Origin of the sequence: Pseudomonas sp. R2-60-08W (assembly GCF_003852335.1) — a bacterium.
Lineage (GTDB): Bacteria > Pseudomonadota > Gammaproteobacteria > Pseudomonadales > Pseudomonadaceae > Aquipseudomonas.
The window spans coordinates 25,647-37,659 of the sequence record NZ_CP027731.1 but is presented as its reverse complement, the minus strand read 5'-3'; the positions used below and the strand labels follow the sequence as shown (position 1 = coordinate 37,659).

Sequence of the window (12,013 nt, the reverse complement as noted above, 5' to 3'; positions counted from 1 at the left end):
GCTAGGAAAGCTCGATGCGCTCGACCTTGCCCACCAGTAACACATAGGACAGTGCCCCAAGCAGCGCCAGCACCGCAATGTAGGTAATCGCTGGCGCAAACGAATCACCGCTGGCGAGAAAACCAATCACGATCGGCGTGGCAATGGCCGACAGGTTGCCGATGAAGTTGAACACGCCACCGGTCAGGCCCAACAGACGTGCGGGGGCAAGCGTGGACACCAGCGACCAGGTAATCGACGCCAGGCCATTGCCGAAAAACGCCAGCGCCAGGAAAGCAATCACCCAGGCTGTGGAGTCCACGTAGTTGGCGCCGATGATCGCGGTGGAAATCAGCAGCCCGCCAATGATCGGCAACTTGCGCGCAAAGCCCACCGAGGCGCCCCGGCGAATCAGCCAATCGGAAAAAATCCCCGAGCACAGCACACCGACGAACGCCGCCAGAAACGGTAGCGAGGCCAGCAGGCCGGACTTGATGAAGTCCATCCCGCGATACTTCACCAGGTAGGTCGGGAACCAGGTCAGGAAAAACCACAGGGTCGAGTTCAGGCAAAACTGCCCCAGGTAGATGCCCCACAACTTGCGCTTGCTCAGCACAATACCGAGGTCGACCCAACTGAACGGCGCCTTGGTCGCTTGCGCCTGCATATCCACCAGGCCGCCGCCGTCGCGGATCAGCTGGATTTCCGCCGCGTTGGCGCCTTTGAAATCCTTGGGCTCGCGATACACCGCATACCAGATCACCGCCCATAGGATGCCGACACCACCGGTGGCGACGAACACCATGTGCCAGCCGAACGCATGCTGCAGCCAGGCCAGCACGGGGGTGAGAAACGCCAGCCCGACGAACTGCCCGGAGGTGTAGACGCCAATCGCCGTGGCGCGCTCGCGCTCGGGAAACCAGGTGGTCACGACCCGGCTGTTGATCGGGTAGGCCGGGGCTTCCAGGGCGCCGACGGCCATGCGCAACACGAACAAGGCGATGAAGCTGGCGGCAAAGCCGAGCATGACGGTGGCGATCGACCACAGCAGCAGGGCCGCAGTGTAGAGAATGCGCGGGGGCACACGGTCTACCAGCCAGCCACCAGGAATCTGCATGGCGGCGTAGGTCCAGCCGAACGCCGAGAAAATCAGCCCGACATGGACCGGGTCGATGCCCAGCTCGCTGGTCAGCGCAGGGGCGGCAATCGACAGGTTGCTGCGGTCGAGGTAGTTGATCACCACGGTGATGAACAGCAGCACCATGATGAAGAAGCGCTTTCGGCTAGGCGTGACTAAGGAAGCCTGTCCGGTGAGGGGTTCAGGGTGCATGGGGAAATGCCTCTTTTTATGTTTATTGAGGTCTGAAAACAGGGCTGACTGAAGAACCCGGATCAAATGTGGGAGGGGGCTTGCCCCCGATAGCGGTGAACCTGCCGCCAAAGTGTCGTCTGACACTCCGCTATCGGGAGCAAGCCCCCTCCCACATTTTTTGACCCTGTTCTTTCAGTTGGAAATCACCACTCGGCGAAACTGCCATCGGCATGGCGCCAGATCGGGTTGCGCCAGCGATGACCAATGGCCGCCCGCTCGATCACATATTCCTCGTTGATCTCAATGCCCAGGCCCGGGCCATTGGGGATCTTCACGAAGCCCTGGTCATAATCGAACACGCCGGGGTCGCGCACATAGTCGAGCAGGTCGTTGCTCTCGTTGTAGTGAATGCCCAGGCTTTGCTCCTGGATAAAGGCGTTGTAGCAAACCGCATCCAGTTGCAGGCAGGCCGCCAGGGCGATCGGGCCCAGCGGGCAGTGCAGGGCCAGGGCCACGTCGTAGGCTTCGGCCATGTTGGCGATCTTGCGGGTTTCGGTGATGCCGCCGGCGTGGGACGCATCCGGCTGAATAATGTCGACGTAGCCTTCGCTGAGCACACGCTTGAAGTCCCAGCGCGAGAACAGGCGCTCGCCCAAAGCAATCGGGGTGCTGGTCAGCGGTGCCAGTTCCTTGAGGGCCTCGTAGTTTTCGCTGAGCACCGGCTCTTCGATGAACATCAGCTTGTACGGGTCTAGCTCCTTCATCAGCACCTTGGCCATCGGCTTGTGCACACGGCCATGGAAGTCGACGCCGATGCCCACGTTGGGGCCGACCGCATCGCGTACCGCCGCGACGTTGGCCAGGGCCAGGTCGACTTTTTCGAAGCTGTCGACGAACTGCAGCTCTTCGGTGCCGTTCATTTTCACCGCAGTGAAACCACGGGCCACGGCCTCTTTGGCGGCGCGGGCAGTGTCTGCCGGGCGGTCGCCACCGATCCACGAATACACGCGGATCTTGTCACGCACCTGGCCACCCAGCAGGTCGCTGACGGAAACGCCCAGGGCCTTGCCCTTGATGTCCCACAACGCCTGGTCGATACCGGCCAGGGCGCTCATGTGCACCGCGCCGCCCCGGTAGAAACCGCCACGGTAGAGCACGGTCCAGATGTCTTCGATATTGCGTGGGTCTTTACCGATCAGGTAGTCGGACAATTCTTCGACGGCAGCGGCCACGGTGTGGGCGCGGCCTTCAACCACGGGCTCACCCCAGCCGGTGACACCCTGGTCGGTTTCGACTTTGAGGAAGCACCAGCGCGGCGGGACGATGAAGGTCGTCAGTTTGGTGATTTTCATCTGTTATCTCTCTTGTAGATGCGGCGCCAGCAGGCGCGGAACTTGAAATCAGCTCAGGGCTTTCCAGGCCGCGACGTACGCCTGGGCGCGGCTCGCGACCTGCTCCACGGACATGCCCGGCTTGAACAAGCCCGAGCCCAGCCCGAAGCCTTTGGCACCGGCGTCGGTGAATACCTGCATGTTGTCCGGGGTGATACCGCCTACCGGCAGCAGCAACGTGCCCGCCGGCAATACTGCGAGCCACGCCTTGATCACCGCCGGGCCCATTTGCTCGGCCGGAAACAGCTTCAGCACGTCGGCGCCTTCGGCCAGTGCGGCAAAGGCCTCGGTCGGCGTGGCCACGCCCGGTGACAGGTACAGGCCCGCCGCTTTCGCCGCACGCAATACCTTGGCATCGCTGTGCGGCATGACGATCACTTGACCGCCGGCGGCTTTGACCTGCTCGACCTGCTCGGGCGTCAACACCGTACCGGCACCGATCAGGCAATCGGCAGGCAGGCTGTCGCGCAGGGTCCGGATGCTGGTGTAGGGGTCCGGCGAGTTCAGCGGCACCTCGATCACGCGAAAACCGGCTTGGTACAGCACCTGGCCGACAGCTTGGGCTTCGTCCGGACGCACACCGCGCAGGATCGCGATCAAACCGTTTTGTGCGAGTGCTTTCTTGAGCATGTCAGGCCTCCGTTACAGGTTGAGTGAGCCCGGCCGCCTCGGCCAGTTGCCACAAGCCGCGCTCGCTGGCTTCCTGCGCCAGGCTGACGCGGGCGAAGCCGCACTGGGCGAGAGCGCGTTGATAGCGGGCGCAGAGGGGGGCGGCGCCGACCAGGATGATCGGCTTGCGTTTGGCGCTGTCGGGTAACCCGGCGAGTTCATGGCCGATCAGCAGGCCGGACAGGTAGTCGGGCTGCTGCTCAGGCGTAAGTTCGGCGGTCAGCCCTAGGGTGCGGGCACTGAACAGGGTCGAGAGCACGCCGCGCTGGCCGTCCGCCGACAGCGCGACAGCCACGCCTCGGTCAAACGCCTCGGTGTGGAAATGTTCCGATGATTGCTGGGTGCGTCCCAGGATGCTGTGCTTGCTCAATATGGCGAACAGCTCGCCGGTCATGAACGTGTCGAAGTGCGTGATACAGCCCTCGACCACCTCGACCCATTTGGAATGGCTGCCCGGCAGGCCGATCAATACGTCGGTAGCGAGCCCGTGCAGCACACCGAGTACCTGGGTTTCTTCGCCGCGCATCACATTGGGCAGGCCGACTTGTTCGATCACGCCCGGCACGATATGCACATCGACGCCACGCACGCTGCGCACCTTGTGCAGCGCCTGGCCCAGGCTGGCAACATCCACCGGGGTGTTGCGATAAGCCGCTTCGCTCCAACCCTGTGCGCTACCCACCATGCCGCAGGCGATCACCGGCAGTTCGGGCTGGGCGTCGAGCCAATCCCCGCAGGCGCTATCGAATGCCAACTCAAAGCCATTGCTGCAGCGAACACCCGCGATGTCACGCGGTTCGCTGGGCAAATGCATGATGCCCCAGGGCAGTGAGCGTTGTTCAAGCACCACGCCGGCGGGGCCTAGTTTGTAAGCACGAAGGGAGCTGGTTCCCCAATCGAGCGCGATCAATTGCGCCTGCATCGCTTCACCTGAAATGAGTGGGTGCTGAAAAAAGCAGATGAGCGAATATAAACCTATGCCTGGCAACATCTCAATATATAAATAACAGTCCCATATATTGGGAGATAGGCGCGTAAAATCTTACACATCCTTAGGAAGATGCGAATTGCGTCAGCACATAACGGTTAAAAAATAGACAAATCCAGCTCGCGCATCGCACCCATCCAGACCGCGTAATCAGTGTGGTCCTTCAGGTCATCGCCGGTGTCAGGGTGCAGGAACACCACCAAGCCATTGCGATGCAGCGCCAGCCAGGGCAGCACCACGCCGATGTATTCCGGCTCGAACGCCAGCTGGCAACTCCAGTCCGGGTGCGGGCCTACCGGACGCTCATGCACGCGCCCCATGCGTAGCGGAAAGAGCGCTGCCGCGTCTTCACACAAGGTGCGCGCCTGGTCGATCGTGCTGGCGTCGAAGTAGATATGGGCGTGATAGCCCTTGATACGTTGCATGCCGGACTCCGGTTCCACTGTGCAGCGATCCTAGACCGCAATCGACGGCAGGGCCAGCCCGGTCAATGACTGCGCGCTGCTGGCCTGCTCCGCCACCAGCCAATCGACAAACCGTTCGACCAACTGCCGACGACGCTTGCGCTGGGGCTGCACCACGTAATAGCCGAAACGCGAGATCACCGTGTCGCTGATCGGTCGGCACAACCAGTTCTGCTCCAGCAGGTCATCCACCAGATGGCGCCAGCCGATCGCAACGCCCTGGCCGGCAATGGCCGCCTGGATCAACAGCGTGTAATTGTCGAAACGCAATTGCCCAGGGGTGGGCGCGGCGCTGATTCCCAGCTCGCGAAACACGCCGGCCCAGTCGAACCAGTGGCGGTTGTTTTCCTGGCGCAAGTGCAGCAACGGGTAGTCCGGCAGGGTCTGCACCGTCAGCGCGGTGGCCTGCTGCTTGAGCCACTGCGGGCTGCACACCGGGAACACTTCCTCGTTGAACAGCCATAGGCTGTCGCCTTGCTTGAAGCGTCCGTCACCAAACAGCACCGCCACGTCGATGTCACTGCGCAGGCTGGCGTGGTTGCGCTCGCTGGTCACCAGGCTCACATCCACCTGCGGGTTGGCCTGGTGGAAACGATGCAGGCGCGGCATCAGCCAGTAGGCGGCGAAGGCGAAGTCGGTGGCCACTTGCAGCACTTCATGCTGGTCTTGCTCGGTGACGGTGCTCAAGCCCAGGTTAATGGCGTGCAGGCCGGCTTGGACGTGTTCGAACAGCAGGGCGCCCGCTTCGGTCAACTCGATGCCACGGTAGATGCGGTCGAACAAGCGGATCGCCAACTGCTCTTCGAGGCGTTTGATCTGCTGGCTGATGGCCGGCTGAGTGGTGCCCAGCTCCATCGCGGCGGCAGTGAAACTGCGCTGACGCGCCGCCGCTTCGAACGCGCGCAGCAGATCAAGGGAGAGGTCACCGAGCGCTTCATACATAAGCTGTGCTTATCCTAGACATTGTTCTTCATGGGCTTTACCACGCTTTAAGCGGGCTGCATGCTCATTCGCATAAACACTGCCTATGGAATGCCGAGAACCCATGAAGCGCAAGAACATTCTTTTCATCATGGCCGATCAAATGGCCGCACCGATGCTGCCCTTCTACGGATCTTCCCCGATCAAGTTGCCCAACCTGAGCCGCCTCGCCGAACACGGCGTGGTCTTCGACGCTGCCTACTGCAACAGCCCGCTGTGCGCACCCTCGCGCTTTACCTTGGTCAGCGGCCAGCTGCCAAGCAAGATCGGCGCCTATGACAACGCGGCAGACTTCCCGGCCGATGTACCCACTTACGCCCACTACCTGCGGCGCCTCGGTTACCGCACCGCGCTGTCGGGCAAGATGCATTTCTGCGGTCCCGACCAGTTGCACGGTTATGAAGAGCGCCTGACCAGCGACATCTACCCGGCGGACTACGGGTGGGCAGTGAACTGGGATGAACCGGATGTACGCCCCACCTGGTACCACAACATGTCCTCGGTGCTGCAAGCCGGGCCATGCGTGCGTACCAACCAGCTGGATTTCGACGAGGAGGTGGTGTTCAAGGCCCAGCAATACCTGTTCGATCATATCCGCGAGGACGGCGAGCAACCGTTCTGCCTGACCGTGTCGATGACCCATCCCCACGACCCGTACACCATTCCCAAGCCGTTCTGGGACCTGTACGACGACGCCGACATCCCCTTGCCTGCAACGCCAGCGCAGGATGATCTTGACCCGCACTCCCAGCGTTTGCTCAAGGTCTACGACCTATGGGACAAGCCGCTGCCGGTGGATAAAATCCGCGATGCGCGCCGTGCCTATTTCGGCGCGTGCAGCTACATCGACAGCAACGTCGGCAAGCTGCTACAAACCTTGGAAGACACCGGCCTGGCCGATAACACCATCATCATCTTCTCCGGCGACCACGGCGACATGTTGGGCGAACGTGGCCTCTGGTACAAAATGCACTGGTTCGAGATGGCCGCCCGGGTGCCGCTGCTGGTCAGTGCGCCGGGGCAATTCGCGGCGCGCCGTGTGACCCACGCCGTGTCGACCGCCGACCTGTTGCCGACCCTGGTGGAACTGGCCGGCGGCGAGCTGGACCCACGCCTGCCACTGGATGGCCGCTCGCTGCTGCCGCACCTCAAAGGCGAGGGCGGGCATGACGAAGTGTTTGGCGAATACATGGCCGAAGGCACCATCAGCCCGCTGATGATGATTCGCCGAGGCGCCTACAAATTCATCTACAGCGAAGACGACCCTTGTCTGCTGTTCGATGTGCACAACGACCCGCACGAGCGGGAAAACCTCAGCCAGTCACCGGAACACCGGCCACTGTTTGAGGCGTTTTTGAACGAAGCGCGGGCCAAATGGGACATCCCGGCGATCCACCAACGAGTGCTCGCCAGCCAACGCCGCCGTCGCCTGGTATTCGAGGCACTGACCCAAGGAAAGCTGAAGAGCTGGGATCACCAGCCTCTGGTAGACGCCAGTCAGCAGTACATGCGCAACCATATCGACCTCGACGACCTGGAGCGCAAGGCACGTTATCCACAACCCTGCCAAAACCAATAAATTCAGAGGGAAGGCCATGCAAAAATTAACGGTTGTGCTGGGCATTCTGGCGTTGAGCAGCGCCAATGCCTACGCGGACGCCAGTTGTGAAACGGTGAAAATGGCCGACCCCGGCTGGAGCGACATCGCGGCGACCAACGCCATCACCGGTTTTCTGCTGAGCGGCATGGGCTACAAGGCCAAGGTCGACGCCCTGGCAGTGCCGATTACCTTCGGCGGGCTCAGGGACGGCAAGGTCGACGTGTTCATGGGCAACTGGATGCCGGCGCAGCAAGGTTTCTATGACAAGTTCGTGGCGAACGGCGAGGTGGTGCAACTGGCGAAGAACCTCGACGGCACCGAGTTCACCCTCGCCGTACCGGACTACGTGTGGGAAGCCGGCGTGCATGATTTTGCCGATCTGAATAAATTTGCCGACAAGTTCGACAAGAAGATCTACGGCATCGGCTCCGGCGCACCGGCGAATATCTCGCTGCAGGAGATCATCAAGAAAAATGACTTCGAGCTTGGCCAGTGGAAGCTGATCGAGTCGAGTGAGCAGGCGATGCTGGCGGAAGTGTCACGGGCGGTGAAAAAGCAGAAATTCGTCACCTTCCTCGGCTGGACGCCGCACCCGATGAACGTGCAGTTGAAAATGCGCTACCTCAAGGGCGGCGAGAAGTATTTTGGTGACACCGGCAGCGTCTACACGTTGACCCGTAAGGGTTATGCGCAAGCCTGCCCGAATGTGGGGAAACTGCTGACCAACCTGAGTTTCACTCAGGCCATGGAGAACAGCATCATGGCCGACGTGGTGAACAATAAGGTCAGCAATGCGGACGCCGCGAAGGCTTGGATCAAGGCCAATCCGGCGGTGTTGGACAAGTGGCTGGAAGGTGTGAAGACGCTGGATGGCCAGGATGCGTTGCCGGCGGTAAAAGCCAAACTTTAAAGACACATGCGATCGTTCCCACGCTCCGCGTGGGAATGCATTCCTGGACGCTCTGCGTCCGCTTTAAAACCGTGACGCGGAGCGTCACAAGAGGCATTCCCACGCAGAGCGGGGGAACGATCAGTGGCAGCCTGATACCCTGGCTCAAACCTTTTTATCCGAGCTCGCGATGCCCCGGCCCAACCGTCACACACTCTTCCCTTTTCTGAGTTGGCTCCCGCGCCAAACCCACGCCAGCGTCGGCCGGGACGCGATGGTTGGCCTCAGCGGTGCCGTGCTCGCCTTGCCGCAGTCGATTGCTTACGCGCTCATCGCTGGTCTCCCACCCGAATACGGCCTGTACGCCGCAATCATCCCGGTATTGATCGCTTGCCTGTGGGGTTCGTCCTGGCACCTGATCTGCGGTCCTACAGCGGCGATCTCCATCGTGCTCTACGCCAGTATCAGCCCACTGGCGGTGCCGGGTTCCCAGGATTACGTCACCTTGATCCTGCTGCTGACCTTCCTCGCCGGCATTTTCCAGTGGCTCTTGGGCATGCTGCGCTTCGGCGCGCTGGTGAATTTCGTCTCCCATTCCGTGGTACTCGGTTTCACCCTCGGCGCCGCCGTCGTGATTGCCCTAGGCCAGTTGCCCAACCTGCTGGGGCTGGAGCTTGCGAGCCAGGCCACCGCCATCAACAGCCTGCTGGCGCTGCTCGAGCATGGCGGCGAGTGGGACCGCGCCTCGCTCGCCCTGGGCTTGGGCACCTTGCTGGTGGGCGCGCTGCTCAAATACCTGATGCCGCGCTGGCCGACGCTATTGATCGCCCTGGTCCTGGGCAGCCTGGCCGCGTGGCTGTGGCCGGCGCTGTTCGGGCATGTGGCGCTGGTCAGTGCGTTTATCGGCCAGCTGCCGCCCATGCGTTCATTGCCAATGGATCTGGATACGATCTTGCGTCTGCTACCGAGTGCGGTGGCCGTGGGCATGCTGGGGCTGGTGACCAGCCTGTCGATTGCCCGCTCACTGTCGGCCCGTTCCCAGCAATTGCTCGACGCGAATCAGGAAGTCCGAGCCCAGGGTTTATCCAATATCATCGGCGGATTTTTCTCCGGGTACGTGTCGGCGGGCTCCTTCACCCGGTCCGGCCTCAGCTATGAGGCGGGTGCCTGCTCGCCATTGGCCGGCGTGTTTTCCGCGCTCTGGGTCGCACTGTTCGCGCTGTTTGGCGCGGGGCTGATCGCACACATTCCGATCCCAAGCATGGCGGCGAGCATCCTGCTGATCTGCTGGGGGCTGGTGGACCACCGAGGCATCCGTGCGTTGTTCCGTGTGAGCCGCGCCGAATTTGTGGTGATGGGCCTGACGTGTGTCGCCACCTTGCTGCTGGAACTGCAAACGGCGATTTATGCGGGAGTGCTCGCGTCACTGTTTTTCTACCTCAAACGCACCTCGCAACCGCGCATTCAGCAGTGGCGCGACGGTGACGAGGATGTATTGCGAGTGGGTGGCTCGATCTTTTTTGGCGCCAGTCACTACCTGCAAGTGCGCCTGCAGAGTCTGCAGGGCGAGCGGGTGGTGATCGAATCGCAGCAGATCAACTTTATCGACTATTCCGGGGTGGAGATGCTGCATCAGGAGGCGCGGCGGTTGAAGCGGCACGGACGTCGCCTGACGTTGCGTGGCGCCAGGCCACAAGTCGTTGAAGAGTTGAAGAAACTGGAAGGGCCAGACAAGTGCCCCATCCATTTCGAAGACTGAACGCGATCAAACTGTGGGAGGGGGCTTGCTCCCGATGGCGGTCTGTCAGCTACTTATATGTTGACTGAAACACCGCTATCGGGGGCAAGCCCCCTCCCACAGTTTGATTGGTGTCAGGCCAACTGGCGGCGCAGTTCGGCTAGTACCGGCGCCGTCTCCGGGCGCACACCGCGCCACAGGAAGAAGGCTTGCGCCGCTTGTTCCACTAGCATGCCCAGGCCGTCCATTGCCACCGCAGCACCGTGTTCCTCAGCCCAGCGACAAAACGCGGTGGGCTCCTTGGCGTACATCATGTCGTAGCAGAACGTCTTGCCCGGTTCGATCAAACTGCCCGCAATCGGCGGTACATCGCCCGTCAGGCTGGCGGAAGTGGCGTTGATGATTACGTCCACCGGCTCACGCAGCCAATCGAACCCACTGGCCGACACCGGCCCCAGGTCGTCGAACAGCTCGGCCAGCACTTCCGCTTTTTCCACGGTGCGGTTAGCGATAATCAGCGAGGCAGGGCTCTCGGCCAGCAGCGGTTCCAACACGCCGCGCACCGCGCCACCGGCGCCCAGCAGCAGGATGCGCTTGCCTTGCAGGTTGAGCCCGGCGTTTACCGTCAGGTCGCGCACCAGGCCGGCCCCATCGGTGTTATCCCCCAGCAATGTGCCATCGGCCAACTTGCTCAGGGTATTCACCGCGCCGGCGCGTTGGGCGCGCTCGGTGAGGGTGTCGGCCAGCCGGAAAGCGTCTTCCTTGAACGGCACGGTGACGTTCGCGCCACGCCCGTGTTGAAAGAACTCACGGGCGCAGCCGGTGAAATCCTCCAGCGGCGCGAGCAGTGTGCTGTAGTCCAGTTGCTCACCGGTCTGTTCGGCGAACATGCGGTGAATCAACGGCGATTTGCTGTGGCCGATGGGATTGCCGAAGACGACATAGTGATCCATCACTCCACCGCCTTGGGCGCAGCCAGGCCGAGCCAGTCGCGGTCCTGCAGGAAGTAGTCGGTGAGGCGCGCTTCATCGCTGCCGGCTTCGGCTTTCCAGTCGTAGCTCCAGCGTACCTGGGGCGGCAGCGACATCAGGATCGACTCGGTACGCCCGCCCGATTGCAGGCCGAACAGGGTGCCACGGTCATAGACGAGGTTGAACTCGACGTAACGCCCCCGGCGAAACTCCTGGAACTGGCGCTGCTGTTCGGTATAGGCCATCGCTTGCCGGCGTTGCACGATCGGCAGGTAGGCGTCGATATAGGCATCACCGATGGCGCGGATGAAGGCGAAGCAGGTGTCGAAGCCCCATTCGTTCAAATCATCGAAAAACAGGCCGCCGATGCCCCGCGGCTCGTTGCGGTGCTTGATATGAAAATAGGTGTCGCACCAGGCTTTATAACGCGGGTAGACGTCCGCGCCGAACGGCGCACAGGCCTGCTCAGCCACGCGATGCCAGTGCACGCAATCCTCTTCATTGCCGTAGTACGGCGTGAGGTCAAAGCCGCCGCCAAACCACCACACCGGCTCTTCGCCTTCTTTTTCTGCGGTGAAAAAGCGCACATTGGCGTGGGACGTCGGCACATGGGGGTTATGGGGATGGATCACCAGCGACACCCCCAGCGCCTCGAAGCCGCGACCGGCCAGTTCCGGGCGGTGTGCACTGGCGGACGGTGGCAAGCCGCTGCCAAACACGTGGGAAAAGTTAACGCCGCCTTTTTCGATCACCGAACCGTTTTCAATCACACGGGTGCGACCGCCGCCACCAGCAGGCCGGGTCCAGGCGTCTTCGATAAAGCGTGTGTCCGTCTCGAAGGTTTCCAGGGCGCTGCAAATGCGGTCTTGCAGGTCAAGCAGGTAGGCTTTAACAGCCTCGGTGCGGGTAGTCATGGCATCACCTTGAATCGGGCAAAGCTACGCGAGGCCATTGGGCGTCGGCGGCAAATGGGCGCACAGGATACCACCGCACCCCGTGCCGTCGCAGTTGACGAAGATCAAGCTTAGGAG

General features: G+C 61.8%; 11 protein-coding genes. 3 read left to right on the top strand and 8 right to left on the bottom strand.

Features of this window, described 5'->3' with window-relative positions; genetic code table 11:
- Position 1: 1 nt before the first annotated feature.
- The 6 genes from C4J90_RS00170 to C4J90_RS00145 all read right to left on the bottom strand — a co-directional run bounded on the left by C4J90_RS00170 (position 2) and on the right by C4J90_RS00145 (position 5,745).
- Positions 2-1,309 carry an MFS transporter gene (locus C4J90_RS00170; RefSeq protein ID WP_124418936.1) on the bottom strand — a complete coding sequence of 436 codons (1,308 nt, stop codon included), beginning with the start codon at positions 1,307-1,309 and terminating at the stop codon, positions 2-4.
- 185 nt (positions 1,310-1,494) lie between these two features.
- The gene (gene dgoD, locus C4J90_RS00165) at positions 1,495-2,643 is read right to left on the bottom strand and encodes a galactonate dehydratase (protein WP_003170741.1); all 1,149 of its coding nucleotides are present in this window, start codon (positions 2,641-2,643) and stop codon (positions 1,495-1,497) included.
- A gap of 48 nt (positions 2,644-2,691) precedes the next feature.
- Positions 2,692-3,312, bottom strand: a complete 621-nt coding sequence (locus C4J90_RS00160; RefSeq protein WP_124360601.1) for a 2-dehydro-3-deoxy-6-phosphogalactonate aldolase — start codon at positions 3,310-3,312, stop codon at positions 2,692-2,694.
- Position 3,313: 1 nt separating this feature from the next.
- Positions 3,314-4,273: a 2-dehydro-3-deoxygalactonokinase gene (locus C4J90_RS00155; protein WP_124360600.1), complete on the bottom strand. Its 960-nt coding sequence runs from the start codon at positions 4,271-4,273 to the stop codon at positions 3,314-3,316.
- A 164-nt stretch (positions 4,274-4,437) separates the two neighbouring features.
- The gene (locus C4J90_RS00150) at positions 4,438-4,764 is read right to left on the bottom strand and encodes a DOPA 4,5-dioxygenase family protein (protein WP_124360599.1); all 327 of its coding nucleotides are present in this window, start codon (positions 4,762-4,764) and stop codon (positions 4,438-4,440) included.
- Between the two features lie 30 nt (positions 4,765-4,794).
- Positions 4,795-5,745: a LysR family transcriptional regulator gene (locus C4J90_RS00145; RefSeq protein WP_124413420.1), complete on the bottom strand. Its 951-nt coding sequence runs from the start codon at positions 5,743-5,745 to the stop codon at positions 4,795-4,797.
- Positions 5,746-5,848: 103 nt separating this feature from the next.
- Between C4J90_RS00145 and betC the strand changes: the two genes are divergently transcribed.
- From betC to C4J90_RS00125, 3 genes are all read left to right on the top strand, one after another.
- Positions 5,849-7,363: a choline-sulfatase gene (gene betC / locus C4J90_RS00140; protein WP_124418935.1), complete on the top strand. Its 1,515-nt coding sequence runs from the start codon at positions 5,849-5,851 to the stop codon at positions 7,361-7,363.
- A 16-nt stretch (positions 7,364-7,379) separates the two neighbouring features.
- Positions 7,380-8,294, top strand: a complete 915-nt coding sequence (gene choX, locus C4J90_RS00135) for a choline ABC transporter substrate-binding protein (RefSeq protein WP_124413418.1) — start codon at positions 7,380-7,382, stop codon at positions 8,292-8,294.
- Between the two features lie 169 nt (positions 8,295-8,463).
- Positions 8,464-10,032: a SulP family inorganic anion transporter gene (locus C4J90_RS00125; protein WP_124418934.1), complete on the top strand. Its 1,569-nt coding sequence runs from the start codon at positions 8,464-8,466 to the stop codon at positions 10,030-10,032.
- A 113-nt stretch (positions 10,033-10,145) separates the two neighbouring features.
- Here C4J90_RS00125 and aroE read toward each other — a convergent pair whose 3' ends face one another.
- Complete coding sequence (aroE, locus tag C4J90_RS00120; RefSeq protein ID WP_124418933.1) at positions 10,146-10,964, bottom strand: shikimate dehydrogenase; 819 nt, start codon at positions 10,962-10,964, stop codon at positions 10,146-10,148.
- Entirely contained in the window at positions 10,964-11,896 is a 933-nt protein-coding gene (hemF, locus tag C4J90_RS00115; protein WP_124360592.1) for an oxygen-dependent coproporphyrinogen oxidase, read from the bottom strand. Before hemF ends, aroE begins: the two co-directional genes overlap by 1 nt.
- Between the last annotated feature and the right edge of the window lie 117 nt (positions 11,897-12,013).

Coding starts and splice junctions, on each gene's coding strand:
- C4J90_RS00170 (WP_124418936.1), bottom strand. CDS start 1,309: ATGCACCCTGAACCCCTCACCGGACAGGCTTCCTTAGTCACGCCTAGC.
- dgoD (WP_003170741.1), bottom strand. CDS start 2,643: ATGAAAATCACCAAACTGACGACCTTCATCGTCCCGCCGCGCTGGTGC.
- C4J90_RS00160 (WP_124360601.1), bottom strand. CDS start 3,312: ATGCTCAAGAAAGCACTCGCACAAAACGGTTTGATCGCGATCCTGCGC.
- C4J90_RS00155 (WP_124360600.1), bottom strand. CDS start 4,273: ATGCAGGCGCAATTGATCGCGCTCGATTGGGGAACCAGCTCCCTTCGT.
- C4J90_RS00150 (WP_124360599.1), bottom strand. CDS start 4,764: ATGCAACGTATCAAGGGCTATCACGCCCATATCTACTTCGACGCCAGC.
- C4J90_RS00145 (WP_124413420.1), bottom strand. CDS start 5,745: ATGTATGAAGCGCTCGGTGACCTCTCCCTTGATCTGCTGCGCGCGTTC.
- betC (WP_124418935.1), top strand. CDS start 5,849: ATGAAGCGCAAGAACATTCTTTTCATCATGGCCGATCAAATGGCCGCA.
- choX (WP_124413418.1), top strand. CDS start 7,380: ATGCAAAAATTAACGGTTGTGCTGGGCATTCTGGCGTTGAGCAGCGCC.
- C4J90_RS00125 (WP_124418934.1), top strand. CDS start 8,464: ATGCCCCGGCCCAACCGTCACACACTCTTCCCTTTTCTGAGTTGGCTC.
- aroE (WP_124418933.1), bottom strand. CDS start 10,964: ATGGATCACTATGTCGTCTTCGGCAATCCCATCGGCCACAGCAAATCG.
- hemF (WP_124360592.1), bottom strand. CDS start 11,896: ATGACTACCCGCACCGAGGCTGTTAAAGCCTACCTGCTTGACCTGCAA.